The organism is Sedimenticola hydrogenitrophicus (assembly GCF_029017505.1).
GTDB classification, from domain to species: Bacteria; Pseudomonadota; Gammaproteobacteria; order Chromatiales; family Chromatiaceae; genus Sedimenticola; species Sedimenticola hydrogenitrophicus_A.
Window position 1 is genome coordinate 153,161 of the sequence record NZ_JAQGEI010000003.1, and the last position, 18,793, is coordinate 171,953.

At 62.0% G+C, this 18,793-nt stretch carries 16 protein-coding genes; 2 read left to right on the forward strand and 14 right to left on the reverse strand.

The genetic code is table 11. From position 1 onward, the window contains the following. The first annotated feature begins 384 nt into the window (after positions 1 to 384). Entirely contained in the window at positions 385 to 1,113 is a 729-nt protein-coding gene (locus tag O9K64_RS03125) for an MBL fold metallo-hydrolase (protein WP_275096619.1), read from the forward strand. A gap of 11 nt (positions 1,114 to 1,124) precedes the next feature. Here O9K64_RS03125 and O9K64_RS03130 read toward each other — a convergent pair whose 3' ends face one another. Then, entirely contained in the window at positions 1,125 to 1,484 is a 360-nt protein-coding gene (locus tag O9K64_RS03130) for a gamma-butyrobetaine hydroxylase-like domain-containing protein (protein WP_275096620.1), read from the reverse strand. A gap of 77 nt (positions 1,485 to 1,561) precedes the next feature. Here O9K64_RS03130 and O9K64_RS03135 point away from each other — a divergent pair, with 77 nt between their 5' ends. Continuing rightward, a complete protein-coding gene (locus O9K64_RS03135) occupies positions 1,562 to 2,140 on the forward strand; it encodes a hydrolase (protein ID WP_275096621.1) in 579 nt (192 codons plus the stop codon). Positions 2,141 to 2,186: 46 nt separating this feature from the next. On the opposite strand, the gene O9K64_RS03140 is transcribed toward O9K64_RS03135, so the two are convergent. From O9K64_RS03140 to O9K64_RS03200, 13 genes are all read right to left on the reverse strand, one after another. After that, on the reverse strand, positions 2,187 to 3,908 hold the full coding sequence (locus O9K64_RS03140) for a cation:proton antiporter (RefSeq protein ID WP_275096622.1): 1,722 nt from the start codon (positions 3,906 to 3,908) through the stop codon (positions 2,187 to 2,189). Positions 3,909 to 4,083: 175 nt separating this feature from the next. Then, positions 4,084 to 4,359 (reverse strand): hypothetical protein, encoded by a 276-nt coding sequence (locus O9K64_RS03145; RefSeq protein WP_275096623.1) that lies wholly within the window; start codon positions 4,357 to 4,359, stop codon positions 4,084 to 4,086. A gap of 297 nt (positions 4,360 to 4,656) precedes the next feature. Then, on the reverse strand, positions 4,657 to 4,833 hold the full coding sequence (locus O9K64_RS03150) for a hypothetical protein (RefSeq protein ID WP_275096624.1): 177 nt from the start codon (positions 4,831 to 4,833) through the stop codon (positions 4,657 to 4,659). A gap of 280 nt (positions 4,834 to 5,113) precedes the next feature. Further along, a complete protein-coding gene (locus O9K64_RS03155) occupies positions 5,114 to 5,743 on the reverse strand; it encodes a PRC-barrel domain-containing protein (RefSeq protein ID WP_275096625.1) in 630 nt (209 codons plus the stop codon). Positions 5,744 to 6,049: 306 nt separating this feature from the next. Next, complete coding sequence (locus O9K64_RS03160) at positions 6,050 to 6,535, reverse strand: retropepsin-like aspartic protease family protein (protein WP_275096626.1); 486 nt, start codon at positions 6,533 to 6,535, stop codon at positions 6,050 to 6,052. A 622-nt stretch (positions 6,536 to 7,157) separates the two neighbouring features. After that, complete coding sequence (locus O9K64_RS03165; RefSeq protein WP_275096627.1) at positions 7,158 to 10,331, reverse strand: response regulator; 3,174 nt, start codon at positions 10,329 to 10,331, stop codon at positions 7,158 to 7,160. Between the two features lie 6 nt (positions 10,332 to 10,337). Next, on the reverse strand, positions 10,338 to 10,778 hold the full coding sequence (locus O9K64_RS03170) for a response regulator (protein ID WP_275096628.1): 441 nt from the start codon (positions 10,776 to 10,778) through the stop codon (positions 10,338 to 10,340). Continuing rightward, on the reverse strand, positions 10,771 to 10,968 hold the full coding sequence (locus O9K64_RS03175) for a hypothetical protein (RefSeq protein ID WP_275096629.1): 198 nt from the start codon (positions 10,966 to 10,968) through the stop codon (positions 10,771 to 10,773). Before O9K64_RS03175 ends, O9K64_RS03170 begins: the two co-directional genes overlap by 8 nt. Positions 10,969 to 11,049: 81 nt before the next feature. After that, entirely contained in the window at positions 11,050 to 12,867 is a 1,818-nt protein-coding gene (locus tag O9K64_RS03180; RefSeq protein WP_275096630.1) for a PAS domain-containing protein, read from the reverse strand. Continuing rightward, positions 12,864 to 13,964: a response regulator gene (locus O9K64_RS03185; RefSeq protein ID WP_275096631.1), complete on the reverse strand. Its 1,101-nt coding sequence runs from the start codon at positions 13,962 to 13,964 to the stop codon at positions 12,864 to 12,866. The genes O9K64_RS03180 and O9K64_RS03185 overlap by 4 nt, the downstream gene beginning before the upstream one ends. 569 nt (positions 13,965 to 14,533) lie before the next feature. Next, the gene (locus O9K64_RS03190; RefSeq protein WP_275096632.1) at positions 14,534 to 16,519 is read right to left on the reverse strand and encodes an SLC13 family permease; all 1,986 of its coding nucleotides are present in this window, start codon (positions 16,517 to 16,519) and stop codon (positions 14,534 to 14,536) included. Positions 16,520 to 16,852: 333 nt separating this feature from the next. After that, complete coding sequence (locus O9K64_RS03195; protein WP_275096633.1) at positions 16,853 to 17,335, reverse strand: methylated-DNA--[protein]-cysteine S-methyltransferase; 483 nt, start codon at positions 17,333 to 17,335, stop codon at positions 16,853 to 16,855. A 6-nt stretch (positions 17,336 to 17,341) separates the two neighbouring features. Beyond that, the gene (locus tag O9K64_RS03200; RefSeq protein WP_275096634.1) at positions 17,342 to 18,778 is read right to left on the reverse strand and encodes a DNA-3-methyladenine glycosylase 2 family protein; all 1,437 of its coding nucleotides are present in this window, start codon (positions 18,776 to 18,778) and stop codon (positions 17,342 to 17,344) included. Positions 18,779 to 18,793 lie beyond the last annotated feature (15 nt).

Below are 18,793 nucleotides of genomic sequence, written 5' to 3' on the forward strand. Positions count from 1 at the left end.
CACAGTAGTCCGGATGTGGCCGCTGCCTTGCACAGGGAGAAAACCCACAGGCCCATAGCGGCGGAATCCGGGGAGCAGACCCGAAAGGGTTCTACCCCGGATTTCGCTCGCCCAGGTCAGTGTATTGTTCAAACGTAACTACTTGCCCGGTCTGTAAGTGACTGGCCTGCCTTGTTGGCCGATCTTGATCCAGCCATCACGTGAGGCCGGCAAGGTAGTCCAGTCACCCCGTGAGTAGTTACGTTCGAACAATATGGGTGGGCCTTCATCCAGGTTACCGTCCGACGCACTTGTGGCCTATTACCTTAAAATTCTCTGGGTTGATCCGCGAACATTTAAACATCATCTGTAGTCCTATAGAGAAACATGCGGGAAGGACAAACCATGCAGATGCGACAGCTTTTCGATAGGGACTCCAGCACCTACAGCTACCTGCTCTGGGATAAGCAGAACCTGGAGGCGGTGATGATCGATCCGGTGCTGGAACAGAGTGAGCGGGACATTCGGCTGATCGAGGAGCTGGGGCTGGTTTTGCGTTATTCGCTGGAGACGCACATACACGCCGACCACATCACCGGCGGCGGGCTGTTGCGGGAGCGCTTCAACTGCCATGTGGCGGTACATGGGAATGCGCAAGTTCCCTGTGCCGACGTCTGGTTGAAGCAGGGCGATCATGTGCTGTTTGGCGACAATGCCCTGAAGGTGCTGTATACCCCGGGACATACCGATACCGATATCTGTTACCTCGCCGCCGACCGGGTGTTTACCGGCGATACGCTGTTGATTCGCGGCAGCGGCCGCACCGATTTCCAGTCCGGTGATGCAGGTAAGGCGTTCGATTCGATCACGGGCCAGCTGTTCGTCCTGCCTGACCGGATCAGGGTCTACCCGGCCCATGACTACAACGGCATGACCACCTCGACCATCGGTGAAGAGAAACGGCACAATCCCCGGCTGGGTAACAACCAGACGCGGGAGGGTTATATGCGCATCATGAGCGATATGGATCTGGATAAACCGCAAAAGATCGACCTGGCGGTGGCGGGGAATCAGCGTTGCGGTATCAGCGCGGCCGAGGGGCTGGTCAATCAGGCCGGGGTGATCAGGGAGTGAGGTGGCGTGAATCAGTCCGGGTCTGACTTCAATTCCGCCACCCGCTGTAGGTGCTCCTGCCAGTACTGCGCCTGATTGACCCCCAGCTCATGGAGAAACCGCCAGTCGTACAGGCCGGAGTTGTGGCCGTCGTCGAAATAGAGCTTCAGGGCATAGTTGCCGATCGGTTTGATCTCTTGCAGTACCACATCCTGCTTGTCCAGCACCAGAATCCGGTCTTTGCCGAAACGCCCCCTGACCTCCTTGGAGGGCGAAAAGACACGCAGGTACTCCCAGGGCAGATTGAAACGCTCGCCGCTATCGAAAACCACTTCAAGCGTTCGCGATTGATTGTGCAGGATGATGTCGGTCGGTTTGGGGTTTGTATGCATAACGGATAAGATGCGGATCAGTTCATTGAATGCAATAGTAGACCCAACAGGATGAAAACAGAAACAGGAGTGAGACGATGGAAGAGCGGATTCCAAGCCGGGATGAGGCGTACCGGCTGCTGACCACCTATACCCAAACGGAAAGTCTGGTCAAACATGGCCTGGCGGTGGAGGCGGTGATGCGCTATTTCGCCCGCCAGCGCGGGGGCGACGAGGAGCAGTGGGGGATCGTCGGACTGGTGCATGATCTGGATTACGACCAGTTTCCCGAGCAGCACTGCATCAAGACCGAACAGATATTGCGCCAACAGCAGTGGCCGGACGCCTATATCCGCGCGGTCATCAGCCACGGCTGGGGCATCTGCACCGAAGTCGAGCCGCTCAGCGACATGGAGAAGGTGCTCTATGCCACCGATGAGCTGACCGGGCTGGTGACCACCACCGCCCTGGTGCGTCCCTCGAAAAGTGTCCTCGACCTGGAGGCGAAGTCGGTGATCAAGAAGTGGAAGGACAAAAGTTTCGCCGCCAAGGTGGATCGCGGCATTATCGACCGCGGGGCGGCGATGCTCGGCATGGAGCGGCGCGAGCTGATCACCCAGACCATCCTCGGCATGCGCGAGGTGGCGGAGCGGATCGGTCTCAAAGGAGCGGGCTGAACAACCGTTTGCGGGGGCCGGGTCAACCGCGGTTTATTCATCCAGATCAATCCTCCGGCCCGCTCTTTTCCCCCTGCTGCACCAACTGGTAGCCTCCGCTGCGGATGCCCTCCATCAGCAGCTGCACGTTGTCCTCGGGTGCACCGACCAGCCGCAGTGCCTCCGCCCCCAGCCGGAGACTGGCCTCGATCGCCTCGGGGAACGCCTGGGTGGCCCCCGCCTTGAGCAGGTGGGCGCTGGCTTCCAGATCGCGGGCGCGGGCGATCACCGGTATCCGCGGATAGGTGTTGCGCAAGTGGGAGACCGCATGCAGCACCGTAGCACTCCGATCGATGGTGAGTACCACCAGTGAACAGCGCTCCACGTGGGCCGCCGCCAGCAGTTCCGGGTCGGAGATGTCGCCGTAATGTACCGGGAGCCCATCCGCCTGGCCGCGCTTGACGTGTTCCGGGTTGGTGTCGAAGGCGACGAAGGGGATGCCGCTGGCCTGCAGCAGGGTGGCGACGGTATGGCCGACACGGCCATAACCGCCGATCAGTACACTGCGCTCCGCCACCTCCACGCCCTTGGCCGTGTGATCATCGCCGGCGGGCTGTTCGCCTTCCAGGGAGCGGGCCAGCCGGTCGCCGAAACGGATCAGCAGCGGGGTAATCAACATGCTCAGGGAGATCACCGCTACCGCCATGATGAAGCTCCCCTCATCGATCACCTTGAGTGCCAGGGCCGAGCCGAACAGGACAAAACCGAATTCACCCGCCTGGGCCAGCAGAAAGGTGATGCGGGTGGCCTCTCCGCGGCTATAACCGAAGGCGATGGCCAGGGGAAACAGCACCGCCAGTTTAATACCGACCAGTACCGCCGTGTGACCGATGAACACCAGTGGCTGCTCGGCCAATGCCCCCAGGTCGATCGACATGCCCACGGCCACGAAGAACAGGCTCATCAACAACCCCTTGTAGGGCTCGATGAAGGCGCGGATCTGCATGTTGTAGTTGGAACCGGAGAGCAGCATGCCCATGATGAAGGCGCCCAGGGCCATCGACAGCCCGGCCTGGTTCATCATCCAGGCGGCGAAGAAGACCGCCAGCAGCACCACCAGCAGGAAGGCTTCGCGGTTGTCGTGGCGCGCCAGCCACTCCAGCGCCAGCGGGACGATGCGCAGGCCGAACAGCCAGAGGACCGCGAACATTCCGGCGAGGATCAGCAACTGTTGCCACAGCGGTATGCCGGAAGCGATCGCGGTCTCTTGCGACAACAGCGGTACCAGGGCCAAAAGCGGCACCACGGCCAGGTCCTGCATCAGCAGAATGGCGAAGGTACCGGTACCGTGGCGACTGGCCAGCTCGCCCCGTTCCTGCAGCAATTGCATGACGAAGGCGGTGGAGGAGAGCGACAGGGTGAGGCCGATCAGCAGCGCCGTCGGCCAGGAATCCATCCCCATGGAGACATAGAGGGTAATCGCCAGACCGACCAGCAGGATCTGCAGGGAACCGAGGCCGAACAGGTAGCGGCGCATGGACCAGAGCCGGGTGGGGCGCATCTCCAGGCCGATAACGAACATCAGCAGTACCACGCCCAGCTCGGTGAAATGGCGGACGTCCTCGACATGGGCGGTCACATAGGGGCCCGGTGAGTGGGGTCCCACCACCACGCCGGCAATCAGCAGACCCAGGATCGACCCCAGCCCGAGATGGCGAAACAGCGCCACCGCCACAGAGGTGACAGCCAGCAATAGCAGGGCGGAGAAGATGAAGCTATCCAGATACACGGATCACCGCTGAGCGATAAACAGAGTCAGATGATACCGGTCAGCGGCACTGTAGAGAAGGAGGTTGGCGTGTCGATCTTAATTGTTGAGGGAATAATGGACAGGCAGGATTGCGCGCAATAAATAAGGCCATCCGCGCTTCCCTTCGCGGATGGCCTTTCCATGGCTCTAGGGGTTATTCAGCGGGCTTTTTCTCGCCACCCTCTTTGAGCATGGTTTCAAACGCACTGAACTCGGCCTTGTCGACGGTGCCACTGCCGTCCTTGTCGATGGTCGTCCAGTTCTCACTCACTGCGGTGTCGCGGGCCGCTTCTTCGGCGGTCAGCTGACCATCCTGGTTCTGATCCAGGGACTCAAACTGAACGGTGTCCATCTCTGCGGCAAAGGTGGCAGCGGAAAACAGGGTCGCCATTGAGAAACCGAGTATTTTCACTAAAGTGGTAGTCTTCATTATTTCCTCCGTGGGTTGATTGTGGTACATCCACATCCCCGTTAGAGCACCATCCGTGCCAACTCCGCAGATGACCATAAAATCAATAAGATAGCCGTAGGTTGGCACGACTTTCGTGCCGTATCTCGCCCCATCTGTCGTTGGTTGGCAACGCCTTTGTTGATGGTTTTGCAACTGCTTGATCTACAAGAAGATTTGTGTTGCGAAACGACGACAGCGGGGTAGTTCAGGAGGCCGGGGATAACCCCGATGGGCAATTCGCCCATGCCGAACCGGTTGCGGATTGGCGATCAGGGATTACTCTGGTGCCGGTGGCGGTGAGCGCTTGACTGGCGTTTGCACTTCATAACCCTCGTCCTTCAACAGATAACCGGCGGTTCCGCCCACGGCGGCACCGACCAGGAAACCACAGCCCTGGACAAGCGTGCTGAGCGCCAGGACAACTATTGCGATAAATGACGTTTTTTTCCTCATATTGATTCTCCTGCTCTGTCTCTGCCGTGGGGGATCAATAAAAAAGCGGGAGCCAGGCTCCCGCTGTTGGTGAAATCCCCCAGGTGCGTAGTGCGCTAAAAACCTTCTCCCCCGGGGCCGGATTCAAATCCCTTTGAAAACCGGGCGTCAACTCAAACTGCCTGCCCGATCCGACGCCGGTCCCGTGAGAAAACCGGTTATGGCGACACCCTACCTTACAGTGAGGTCCCCACCATCCGCTGCCACACTACCGTGCCAGCGAGAAGCGGAGTACCAGCCGTCAGTTACTCTGCTGCTCCTTCGGCTGTTGCTGCTGCTCCGGCTCTTGTGGTTGCTGCTCGAATGCTGAGAATTCACTGATGGGCCGGTCATCCGGCTGGACGATAACATATTGATCTTCAGTGTATTCTTCACGGGCGGCCAACTCTTCCTGGGTAGCGCTGAGATGCAGTTTCTGCTCCTCCAGGCGCAGTTCGCTGAGCGGTACCACATGCTTGCTGCCGCCAATGAGTCCCAGGAAACCACCGGTGGAGATGACGGCGTAGATGTCAGCGCCGCCTCGGTCACTCACCACATCACTGATCCTTCCGATCGCCTCGCCGTCGCTGCCGATCACCTCCTGTCTGTGCAGGTCATCGGGTGTCAAGGCCAGCATGGAGTTGACCTCGTCGGCTGCGGGTTGCTCGGTCCCGGCCTGTTCATCCGTGGCTGCGGGTTGCTCGGTCCCGACCTGTTCATCCATCGGCTGTGGGGTGCTCGGGGAAGACTGTGGAGCCTCCTGTACCGGCTGCTCCGGTGTCATTCCCGGGGCCTCGGGCGCTTGTGCTGCATGTTCCGCACCCAGGACGGGCCCGGCGATCAGGGCGGCGATAGCGCCGGCCAGTAGTGTTTTACGATATCCCTTATTCATAACTTCCTCCTGCCTTTCGGCACCGTTTGAATTAGCCCCACCGTATCGAAATCCGATGCGGTGGGTTCCGTTCACTACCTGTTCTGCAATTTACTTGCCAGAATTGATGGGAGGCTAAAGCCGGGGTGCACAAGCCTTAGCGGACGGGGGTTCTGGAGGGGTAAGCGGCCACAGCGGGAAGCTGCCGGGATATGTGTGGCGGAGGGGCGGCGAATTTGCCTGGCATAGTCCCGCTTTCCGTCGCCGGACGGCGACGGAATTTAACCGGGCATGCGGGAGGGCGGATGGATTAGCTGTCGCGGCGGTTCACTTATCCGGTGCGCTGGCCAGCAGTTCGGGGTTGACACAGTTGCTGAGCTTCAGGTTCGGGGGTTCGAAGGAGAAGATAAACGGCGCGGCCTGTTTCAGGGCGCTCAGACCCAGGATCTGGCGTGTCTTGCCGGGGAACACCGCCGCCTCTACATTGCTGAGATGGCAACCACCGCCGATATTGAGACTGGCCAGGCGATACACCGGAACCACCATTTCGGTGCCGTTGGCCAGAATGCCGATCAGGTCACGCAGATATTGAGCCTGCTTGGTGCGCTGCAGTTCCGCCAGCGTCACCTCATTGATGGTGGTGTAGCCGGAACCGGTATCCACCATGAATTCCATGGCTTCCAGATCGCCGGCCACCGCCGTGACGTAATAGGTGGTGGCGTTGCCGGCGCGCATCGGGATGCTGGTGCCGAATTCGGCGGCTACGGCAGTAGCACCGAAGATCAGCGCGCACACTCCAGTGAAGGTTGTCATCAGAATTTTCATGGTTCACTAACTCGTGTCGGGTTTAGTAGGACCTGTACACTCCAACAGGCAAGCCTGCGTAAAATTGATTCCCAATATTTAAACCTTGGATATCTATGGGAATAATCTATCACTCATTGTATCGGCGGTCGGTTGGTAATCTTTAACGGTAGAGATCCATCCCTATGGCTTCTTATATCATGGGTCTGCCCGGAAAACACCTGGCGAGCGTCTTCGGATGGCCAGGAAATGGCACCGGATCACATCACAAAAGTGGAAGCTATTTCCCGGCTGAATGAACGAATCCCGTTTTTTCAGAATAGGGTTACCTGGTCAGTGCCCCTAGCCGTCATGGTCCGCTGCTGCCCATACCGCGTAAAATGAATTAAATATCATTAAAAACAAATGCTTGTGGACTGTTATGGTGTGTCGTTGGATGGCCGTAAACCATGAATTAACAAGGGAAATATCATCAGGAGGGTGGCTCGGACTCACCCTCCACGATCCGTTTTTCCGAATCAGGCGAGGTAGGCGCGAGCCGATTATTTATATCGGATTGCGTATCTGTTTGCGTTGGTTTGTCGCTGATCCCGACAAACCGGGGGAGTAAAGTTCCTGTCACTGTTCCGCTTCAGTCATCTGCTTCCAGCGTTGTGATCTCCTGCAGGATGCGCAGGGCCCGTTCATAGTCAAATCGGTCGAGCCGCCGGGTAAATTCCCCGTAGCGACTGCCCAGCCTGAGGCGCAGCAGGTCGGCTGAGCCGCGGGCCAGCTGATTGGCACGGGTGTTATCCTCACCGAGCAGGCGCTCCAGCTCCTTGAAGAGCTGCGCCGACTGTTCCCGGGTGATGCCGGTGGGGGGCGGTTCGGAAGCCGTTTTACCGGGTAGTCCATCTATCACCCCGACCAGTTGTCCCAGTGCCTGCTCACACTGCCGGAGCAAGCGATCGCACGCGGCGGGCGCCGCCTCTTTCCGCAGTGCCTGGTCCAGCGCGCCGGTCAATTCGGCAACCCCATCGGCACCCAGGGTGGCGGCGACCCCCTTCAGTTCATGGCTCAGCTGTTGGGCCGCCCGGCTGTTCTCCTGTTCCAGCAGGCGCTTTATCTCCGCTATATCCCCGCGGTGGGTATCGGCAAACATGTGCAGCAGCTGCTGATATCTAGCCGGATTCTGCTGGACGGCGGCGATGCCCTGGGCGGGATTCAGCCCGGGGATGTTGGTCAGATGGGCGGGGATGGCGTCCAAGGGGAGCTGCCAGGACCTTTCCCCGGACGTGGTGCCGGATGGAGCGGTGGACTCCGCCCCCCGCTCAGGTGGTTCGAGCCAGCGCAGCAGGGTGGTGTAGAGGTCCTCCGGGTTTACCGGCTTGGCGACAAAATCGTTCATCCCGGCATCCAGACAGGCGCGCCGGTCCTCATCGAAGACGTTGGCGGTCATCGCCAGGATCGGCAGGTCGGCGTTGTCGGGTCGTGCACGCAGCGCCCGGGTCGCGGTCAGGCCGTCCATCTCCGGCATCTGCACATCCATCAACACCAGGTCATAGCGGTTGGCCGAGGCCTTCTCCAGGGCAATGCGGCCGTTTTCCGCCGTGTCAACCGACAGGCCGACCCCATGCAGCAGTTCCAGGGCCACCTCCCGGTTGATCGGGTTGTCTTCGGCCAGCAGAAGGCGGCGGCGGGCATGTTTCCGGCGCAGCTGGGATTCGGCGTCGCGTGGCGTGGCGATCGATTCGCCGGTCATGATGCCATGCCCGCGCTGCAGCCAGACGGCAAACCAGAAGCGGCTGCCCTTCCCGGGCTGGCTCTCGACCCCGCTATCACCCCCCATCATGAGCGCCAGTCGACGGGTAATGGCCAGCCCGAGACCGGTGCCGCCAAAGCGGCGGGTGGTGGAGATGTCTGCCTGCTCGAAGGACTGGAACAGTTTCGACAGCTCTTCCGGGGCGATTCCGATTCCGGTATCCCGCACCTCGAAGCGGATGTACAGCCGGTTGTCCAACTGATCCAGCAGCTGGGCACGCAGGGTGATGTTGCCCCGCTCGGTAAATTTGACCGCGTTGCTGGCGTAGTTGAGGAACGCCTGGCGCAACCGGGTCACATCGCCACGCAACCAGGCGGGGACATCATCGGTGTCGATCGTCACCGACAGGCCCTTGGCGTTGGCCGCTTCGCCAATCAGCGAACGGACATGGTCCAGTATCGAGGCGAGGGCGAAGTCGGTCTGTTCCAGTTCCAGCCGTCCGGCCTCGATTTTCGACAGGTCGAGCACGTCGTTGATGATCGACAGCAGATGCTGCGCGGCGCTGTCGATCTTGTCCAGGCGCTCGATCTGGCGCGGCGTGGCGTCGTCGCGGCGCAGCAGGTGGGTCAGTCCGAGGATGGCGTTCATCGGGGTGCGGATTTCATGGCTCATGTTGGCCAGGAAGGTGCTTTTGGCCTGGTTGGCGGTGTCGGCCAGGGCGCGTGCCACCTCCAGCTCCGCCGTGCGGCTGGCCACCAGCTCCTCCAGGTGATGGCGGTGTCGGTCCAGCTCCTCGCCCAGGCGTTTCTTCTCGGTGATGTCCTCCTTGACCGCGACATAGTGGGAGATGCGTCCGTCGGGCTGGCGCAGCGGGGTGATGATGGCGAACTCCACGAACTCGCTGCCGTCACAGCGTCGATTGTGGAACTCGCCCTTCCAGGTGTGCCCTTCGGTCAAGGTCGTCCACATCTCTCGATAGGTCTCCGGCGGCGTCTTGCCGGTCTTCAGGATACGCGGATTGCGCCCCAACACCTCTTCCCGGCAGTAGCCGGTGTTCTGCACGAAGGTCTCGTTCACATATTCGATCTCGCCCTGCAGATTGGTGAACACGATGCTCTCCGGACTCTGCTCGACGGCCAGGGAGAGTTCGCGCAACTGCTCTTCGTCCTGGCGCCGCTGGGTTACGTCGGTGAAGGCACCCACCAGGCGCAACGGTTTGCCCTGGGGGTTGCGTGACACGATCTGCCCCTGGTCGAGCACCCAGAGGTAGCGGCCGTCGGCGTGGCGCAGACGGTACTCGGCGACATAGTGCGCTTCACTCCTGAAGGCGTCCTTGAGTCGGCTGTTGACCAGTTGCCGGTCGTCTGGATGGATCAGCGCATAATAGAATTCGACCCCGTGCTCGGGCAGATCGTCGCTGATGCCCAGCAGTTCACACCAGCGCGGGTTGTGCTTGATCCGGCCGCTGGGCAGGTCCCAGTCCCAGACCGCCTCCTGGGTGGCGGCGAGGGCATAATTCAGCCGTGCCACGCTCTCCTGCAGCTCGGTGTGGGCCGCTTCGGCGCGCGCCCGGGCGGCCAGCGCATCCTCCATCAGATTCAGTGCCGCCAGCCGCGCCTGGTGCTGCTCCTGCAGCATCGAAGCCTGCGCCTCACGCAGTCCCAGCTCGGCGCTGCGGCGGGCGCGGCGCTCTTGCGCATCCGCCAGCACGCGCTGGATGGCCGGCCAGAGTCGCACCAGGCTCTCCTTGAGGACAAAATCGTTCAGGCCCAAGTGCAACAGTTCCACCGCCGTCTCCTCGCCGACACTGCCGGATACCAGTACCACCGGCAGGTCGGGTTCGGCCGTGCGGACCCGCTGCAGGGTCTCGCGGAACTCCATGCCGGGGACGGAGTAGTCGGAGAGCAGCAGGTCCCAGCGGGTCTGCAGGGCCCCCTCCAGCTCCGTCTTGCTGGCGACACGCCGACACTCGATGGCGATGCCTTGCTGACGCAGATGGCGTTCCAGCAGCAGGAAATCCGCTTCGCTATCCTCGATCACCAGCAATTTGAGGGGGACGTTCATCGCCAATCAATGCTCCGGTGGCGAGATGTTGGTCGCCAGCCAGTAAACGCCCAGATGGGCCACGGTCGCGGCGAATTCGGCAAACACCACCGGCTTGCGCACAAAACTGTTGCAACCGCTTTCGTAGCTCCGCAGGCGGTCCCGCTCGTCATCCGAGGAGGTGAGTATCACCACCGGCAACAGGGCGGTCCTGGGGTCGCCGCGCAGCCGCTCCAGCACCTCCAGACCGGAGAGGCGCGGCAGGCCGATATCGAGCATCACCACGGTGGGCAGGACCGGTCCCTCCCGGTCGGCGAACTCGCCTTCCTGGAACAGGTAATCCAGCGCCTGCTGACCGTCCCGCACCACCTCCACCCGGTTGGCCAGGTTGGCGTTGCGCAGGGCGCGCAGGGCAAGCAGTTCATCCTGGGGATTGTCCTCCACCAGGAGGATCATCTTTTCATTCATCAAACGTCTCCTTGTCACTCGCTGCAGCATCCACGGTGGTGCTGTCCACGATGGTGCCGGGCAGGGAGAAGCGGAACAGCGCCCCCTTGCCCGGGTTGCGACCGGCCACAGAACTCAGGCCACCCAGTGACAGGCTGGCCGCCAGGGCCACGGCGAGAAAGGCGAGGCTGAGTCGGGTGGCTATCTGCATCAGGATCCTGTGTCGTTTATCATCCGTCGGGGGAGTGGCGTCGGTGGTCTGCCCCCCGGCTTGCAGGGCGGTGGATGCCGGTCATGATTCCCGATCCCCGCTTTGCCGATCCATGTCGTTGTCGAGAAAATTCAGTGGGTAGGGCGGTTCCTGGCCAAGCTGACGCGACAGTGCATTGATCTGGCGCTTGAGTTCAATCATGTCCAGTTCCCGTCCCACCGTGGCACGGTTGAAACGCTCCAGCTCCTCATTGCGCTGCGCCAGTTCCTCGGTCTGACGCTGGAGGGTTACCTCGAACTCCTTGCGCTCGGTGATGTCGCGTGACACCCCGTAAAGCCCCATGACTGCTCCGTGTTCATCGCGTAACGGGCCCTTGCTGGTGTGAAAAAAACGCTCGCTGCCATCGACCGATATGATCTCTTCGAATATCCGGTGTGCGCCGTCCGTCATCACCCGATGGTTGGCGGCGATCATCTGCTCGGCCTTCTCCGCCGGAAACAGCGCCCGTTCGTCCTGGCCGAGCACTTCCCCGGCGGTCTTGCCGGTAAACTGCTGGGCGGCCCGGTTGAACAGGATGAAACGGCCGTCCAGATCCAGGGCGAAGATCGCGTCCTCGGAGGCGTCGGCGATGGCCCCCAGCAGCTTCAGTGCGTGCAGGCGATCAGTCTGGGCCTGGCGGGCGCTCTCGGCACGTACCAGTTGTTCGCGCTGGCGCAGCATCACCAGGCCGGCCCCGGCGACCAGCAGGGCGAGCAGGCTGGCCAGGCCGATCCAGAGGCTGCCCTCAATGGCCCCGTAGAGGAACTCGCTCCGATCCAGCTTGGCCAGCAGGAACCAGTCGGTCCCGGCGATCTCGCGCACCACGCCGATGGCCGGTTCATCGCGATAATCGAGACCTTTCACCAGGTCACCCTGGCGGACCTCGCCCCGCAGTACCTGCGCGGAGAGCAGTGCCAGGCTGCCCAGTGGCCGGCGCAAGCTCATCGCCGCGTCCGCGCGATGGCGCAGCTGGTTGAGATATTGCACCTGGTCACCCTCGCGTCGGAACAGGACGGTATCACCCGTATCGCTGGGTATCGGCCAGGTCTGCAGGACCGGGTAGAGCCACTCCGCCAGATCGATATGCAGCACCAGGTAGGGTACCGGCAGGGTGGTGGTGAGCGGCACCACGAAATCCAGATGGGTTGCACCGTTCGGGTGGCGATAGGGGCCGGCCTGGTGGATCTGCCGGTCCCGTTTGACCTGTTCCAGGGCCGTCCGCAGGACCGGGGCCGTCAGCTCCGGTACAGCGCCAGTGCCCAACAGGTAGCTGCCTTGCGGATCGAACAGCTCAATGGCGCTGAAGCCATGGCTGCCACGCATCTGTTCCAGGCGTGAGCGCAGGGCGTCCCGGGCGCGTTGGTCATTCCGCTCCTGCCAGCGTTGGAACTGCTCGGTAAAGAAGCTGTTGGACTGTATCAGGGCCGCCTCTTTCTCTCGCTCCAGGCGCCAGTCCGAGATCTGTCGCGACTTGAGATCGGCAATCACCTGCAGGCGGGCAAGCGCCTTCTCCTGTTCATGTTGCACCATGAAACTGATGCCGGCACCGGCTGACAGGGCGATCAGGCCTGCCAGCAGCAGGAACTGGATCAAGGGTCGCCCCCCCAGGTGTACGGGGGCGGTTTCGTCGCTGCTGGCCAGTCGTCTCATCAATCCATAGAGCAGCAGCGAGGTGACCGCCACGAACACCCAGCCTTTCAGGGTGCTGACCAGGGTGAGGTTGGAGGTATCCTGGAACAGCCACGCCAGCGTCTTGTCCGAGAGCAGGATCCAGAGGGCGGCAAAGATGGCATAGATGAGAACGATATAGAGTATATATCCTTGGTTTATTTGGCTTTTCTTCGCGTGCTCCCGGGTCATGGTGAGGCGTTGTCGGAATAGCGTCTGGCGATGGCGACGAAATCCCCAAAGCCCGCCAGGAAGTTGTCCACCATGTCCGGATCGAACTGGCTGCCACGGCCTTTGGCGATGATCTCCCGGGCCTCCGGAAAGGGTATCGGCGGTTTGTACACCCGTCGGGAGATCAGGGCATCGAATACATCGGCGATGGTCATCAGCCGTGCCGATACCGGGATGGCATCACCCGCCAGGCCGTCCGGATAGCCGCTGCCGTTCCAGTATTCGTGATGCCAGTGGGCGATCTCCTTGGCCAGGGTGAGAAATTTGACCGGCTTTTCCGCATCCCGCTCGGCCTGTTCCAGCGCCTCCGAGCCCAGTTTGGCATGGGTCTTCATGATCACCCACTCCTCCGGCGTCAGCTTGCCGGGTTTCTGCAGGATGTGATCGGGGATGCCCACCTTGCCGATATCGTGCAGGGGCGCGGATTTTGCCATCGAATCGACGATATGGTCGTCCAGGTAGGCCGAGAAGCGGGGGTGATTCCGCAGCCGCAGCGCCAGGGTACGGACATAACCCTGGGTGCGGTGCAGATGGTTGCCGGTCTCAGGATCGCGAGTCTCGGCGAGGCGGGCCAGGGCATGGATGCTGACATTCTGCACCAGCAGGTTTTCGCTCATGCGCCTCTGGATCTCGGCCTCCAGCCAGGCATTCTGGTCGGACAGCCGGTCGCGCGCCTGCTTCAGTTCCATCTGGGTATGCACCCGGGCCAGCACGATGGGGGGCACGATCGGTTTGGCGATGTAGTCCACCGCGCCCATCTCCAGCCCGCTCAGTTCCGCCTCGGTGCTGTCCATGGCGGTGATGAAGATGACAGGAATAGCGCGGGTGAGCGGGTCGGCACGCAGCCGGGAGAACACCTCGTGGCCATCCATCTCCGGCATCATCACATCCAGCAGGATCAGGTCGGGACGTGGATCCGTGCCGGCGATGCGCAGCGCCTTCTCGCCCGAGGTGGCGGCGCGGACCCGGTAGCGGGGTTGCAGCAGTTCGCTGAGCACCGTGAGGTTCTCCGGGGCGTCATCGACAATCAGGATGGTCTGGTCATTGGTTTTCGGCATCTCCACTCCCTGGCCTGCGGTCGCAGTGCTGTGTGATAACAAAAACCACACCGAAATAGATCGGCTGCCCCGGAATTAAATGTAGGTCTAAATCAGTGTACTTACAAATAAATTCCTTGGCTAACCCCCGGCTGCGCCGGCTGATTCGTCAGGTTTGGCCTGTCCATCGGTCGAATGTCTCTGAATGAGGGATGGCGGATGGACTCTCGCCAAGACGCAAAGCACGCCAAGAAAAACTGATTTCTTCCTTTAACCTGGAAAAGCTGTTGAACCACGAAATTCACAACAAACACAAAAAGACAAAAGATTGGAGCTGAAGCCAGACTCACCCAGAAGGTGAGCGTCGTATCGCCACTATCCTATTGACAATTTTTGTGAATTTAGTGTTTTTCGTGGTTGAGTGGTAGAAGAGAGAAATTTAGTTTTAACCTTTGCGCTCTTGGCGTCTTGGCGTCTTGGCGAGAGCAATAATGCCTTACCGGTTCGGGGGCCAAGAAGGCGGCGTGGGTATGGAAGGTGGTTCGGCCGGCAGCGGGCACCGCGGTCGCGGCGCCCGCACGGCAAGGCCTTTACAGGAACAGCTGCATGGCGATCATCATCACCACCAGGAACAGGATGGTCATGATGCCACCGGCACGCATGAAGTCCGGCACCCGGTAGCCGGCCGGTCCCATGATCAGGGCGTTTACCTGATGGGTGGGGATGAGGAACGAGTTGGAGGTGGCGATGGCCACGGTGAGGGCGAATACGGCCGGATCGGCCCCGGCGCCGATGGCGATATTGACCGCCAGCGGCACCAGCAGCACGGTGGCCCCCACATTGGACATCACCAGGGTAAAGAAGGTGGCGAGGATGGCGACCGCCGCCTGGATCACCCAGATCGGTTGTGCACCCACCACTTCGAGGGTCTGCTCGGCAATCCATTTGGCGGTGCCGGTGCTCTCTACCGCCAGTCCCAGCGGGATCAGCGAGGCGAGCAGGAACACGGTCTTCCAGCTCACCGCCTCGTAGGCCTCCTCGATGGAGAGTACCCCGGAGAGGATCATCCCGATCGCCCCGGTGAGCAGGGCCACGGAGAGGCGGATGTCGGTGAACAGCACCATGGATAGGGCGATCAGGAAGAACAGGGCGGCCCAGCCCACCTTGTGCGGACGCAGCTCCTCACGCGGATACTCGGTGGTGATCACCACGAAATTGCGGTCCTTCTCCAGGCGCGCCAGCGCCTCCCAGGTGGTGTGCACCACCAGCGTATCGCCGGCGACGAACGGGATGTTGCGGATATCGTCGCCCTCGCGCATGGTCTCGCCGTTGCGGTGCAGGGCGATCATGGCGATGCCGTAGACCTTGCGCATCCACACGTCGCGGGCGCTCTTGCCGATCAGCTTGGAACCGGGGGGGATCAGCACCTCGGCGATACCGGCCTTGGTGGCGGCCAGGGACTCGGTGAAGCTGCGCAGCTCATTGCGCTTGCGGAGACCGAAGGTCTCGACGAAGTGATCGATATTGCGCGACTCGGCGATCACCCCCAGCACCATGCCGTTCTCGATGGCGGTATCGCGGGCCAGGGTGCCCGGCCCGACCTGGCTCTCCTGGCCGGGGCGCTTGTTGGCGATGATCCGGACCTTGTACAGCGTCTCGATATCGTCCAGCTGCTTGCCCACCAGGGTGCTGCCGTCCGGCACCACCAGTTCGAACAGGCTGAAGCTGACGCCGTAAAGGTCGCGGAAGTACTGCATCGCCCCGGCCGCGGTGGTGCTGCTCTCGCTCTTGGTGGCGGGCAGCACGAAGCGCCCGGCGAGCACGAAATAGATCACCCCGGTGGCCACCAGCATCAGGCCGATGGGGGTGACGGAGAACAGTCCCCAGGCTTGCATCTTCTGTGCCTCGGGCAGGGCGATATTGGAGGTGTTGATCAGGTCATTGAGCAGGATCAGCGGTGACGACCCGACCATGGTGACGGTGCCGCCGAGGATGGCGCAGAAGCCCATGGGCATCAGCAGGCGTGACATGGGCAGGTCGGCGCGGGCGGAGATGCGCGAGACCACCGGCAGGAACAGGGCGGCAGCGCCCACGTTCTGCATGAACGAGGAGATGATGGCCACGGTGCCGGAGATGATGGGGATGATGCGCCCCTCGGTCTTGCCGCCGACCTTGAGGATGAAGGCCGCCACCTTGCTCATGATGCCGGTGCGGTCCAGCCCGGCGCCGATAATCATCACCGCGATGATGGAGATCACCGCGTTGGAGCTGAAGCCGTCGAACAGGTGCTGGGTATCCACCAGCCCGGCGCTCAGCCCCATCAGCGGGGCGGCCAGGGAGGTGAGGCCGAGTAGCACCATGATCACGATGGCGGCTACATCCACCCCTACCACCTCGAAGGCGAACAGATAGATGGTGAGTAGCAGCAGGGCGGTGACCCAGGCGATCTCGATCGTAGGGACATTCATGGCCAGCAGTGCGCCACCGACCAGGAACAGCCCGGCGGAGATGACCTGTTTCAGCGACAGCGATCGTGGCTGGGGAACTGTCTGCTCCTCGTCGGCCAGTGTGGTCATGTAAACGCTCCCGAAATATCTATATTGATTTGTGCTATCGGAAAATCTGATGCCCCGGTGCCGGGTGGTTTGACTCCGACAATTTCCCGTCCGGTCCCCGGGGGGATGCCGGCCTGCACACAGCCGAACCCGACACGCGCTGTGAACACAGTCCGCCGGGTAGCCTGACGCTATAAGCTGTTGATTATTGGGCTTCTGGAACGAGTGATCAGCAGCAGCCGATGTTCCGAAGTGAAAAGATACTATAAATCATAAGGCCATTCTAATTTATAAAATTACGGGTAGCGCAAACTGCTACTTATGAGACTGGGCCCCGTCCCCGTCCCCGTCGCGTTACCACAGACCCTGTATGCCTTGTTCCAGGTCGAGCAGATACTGCTTCACCCGGATGCCGCCGCCAAAGCCGGTCAGGCTGCCGTCGGCGCCGATCACCCGATGACAGGGGATGACGATCGGCAGCGGGTTGCGCCCGTTGGCGGCGCCCACCGCGCGCACGGCCGTCGGCCGGCCAACCTGTCGGGCGATGTCGGCATAACTGCGGGTCTCGCCGTAGGGGATCGACCGCAGGGCGTTCAGGACGGCGAGTTGGAACGTTGTGCCGTGGGGGCGCAACGGCAGATCGAAAGTGCTTCGGTCACCAGCGAAATACTCGGCGAGCTGCGCCCGGGCCGTGGCGAAGGGCTGCGCATCCCGCCGCCAGTCCGCTCCCGGTTCGAGCCGTCCCTTGCCCTCTGGAAAGCCGATCAGTTCGAGACCCTGTTCGTCCCCCGCCAGTAACAGGGGGCCGATGGGGCTGTGGTAGTAGTCGTATTTCATCTCAGATTACCCGTTGAGTTGTGCGGCGGCTCGCCACAGGTGCATGCCGGCATAGGCGCGCCAGGGTCGCCAGTCGGCGGATCGTTCCAGCAGCGCGGCCGCGTTCCGGTCACCGTACAGCCGCTGGGCCACCTTGAGCAGGACCAGATCGGAGTGCAGGAAGGCGTCCGGATCTGACAGCACGCGCAGGGCGATATAGCCGGCGGTCCATTCGCCGATCCCCTTGATGGCGATCAGCGATTCACGCAGGCTGTCCGCCTCGACCCAGCGGTCCAGGTTTACCGTGCCCCCGGTCACCGCGCCGGCCAGTTCAATGATGGCGCGCGCGCGCGCCTGCGGCATGGGGAGGTCTGTCGGGGCGGCGCGCATCAGCTGCCGCGGCGTGGGGAACAGGGTGACATCGCCACTGCGTTCACCAAAGCGCGCGGCGATGCGTCCCATCACCGTGGTGGCGCCGATCACGGATATCTGCTGTCCCACGATCGCCCGCACCGCCAGCTCGAAACCGTCCCAGCCGCCGGGTACGCGGATGCCGGGGTGCTCGTGCTGCAGGCGTTGCAACACCGGATCGCGTGACAGGGTTCCGTCGATCTCCCGTGGATCGGCATTCAGGTCGAACAGGATGCGCAGCCGTTCCACCAGGCTGTAGAGCGCAGCCGTGGAGGGCAGGGTGAGGCGACACACCAGCGCCTGCTCGGTGGGGTGGTCGTTGACCTCGATATGGCCGACCTGGCCGTCCAGCGCGATATGCCGGTGCCAGGCCCCGTCGCTCACCCACTCCACGCCGGGAACGGCCCGTTTGGCCAGAAACGCCGCGATCGATTCCCAGCAGTAGGGGGCGCGGTAAGGCAGGTGGATAACCAGCGGGTCGCCGGCGGCCGGGCCGGCACCGGCCCGTAGCACTGAGGGTGGCCGGCCATAGACCTGGCGGAAGTGGTCGTTGAAACGGCGCACACTGCCGTAACCGGCCGCCATGGCCACCTCGGTCATGGAGAGGCCGGTCTCGTTGATCAGCTTTTTGGCGAACTGTAGGCGCCGGGTCTTGGCGACGGCGAGGGGCGGGGCGCCGAGGTGGCGCCGGAACAGGCGGCCGAGATGACGGCTGGTGATGCCTAGCCGGTCGGCCAGGGCGCTGACCGAGGATTGGTCGAGCGCCCCTTCCTGGATCAGCCGCAGCGCCCGGGTGACGGTGGTGGAGGTGCCGTGCCAGGCCGGTGTGCCCGGTGCCGCTTCAGGCCGGCAGCGCAGGCAGGGGCGGAAACCCGCCTCCGAGGCGGCCGCGGCGGAGCGGAAAAAGGTGATGTTCTCCACCTTCGGCAGCCGGGCGGGGCAGATGGGGCGACAATAGATGCCGGTGCTTTTCACTCCGACATAGAAGCGTCCGTCGAAGCGGGGGTCCCGGGTCTGCCGTGCCTGCTCGCATGTGGTGAGGTCCAACTCCATTGCCGCCGCCTGTCT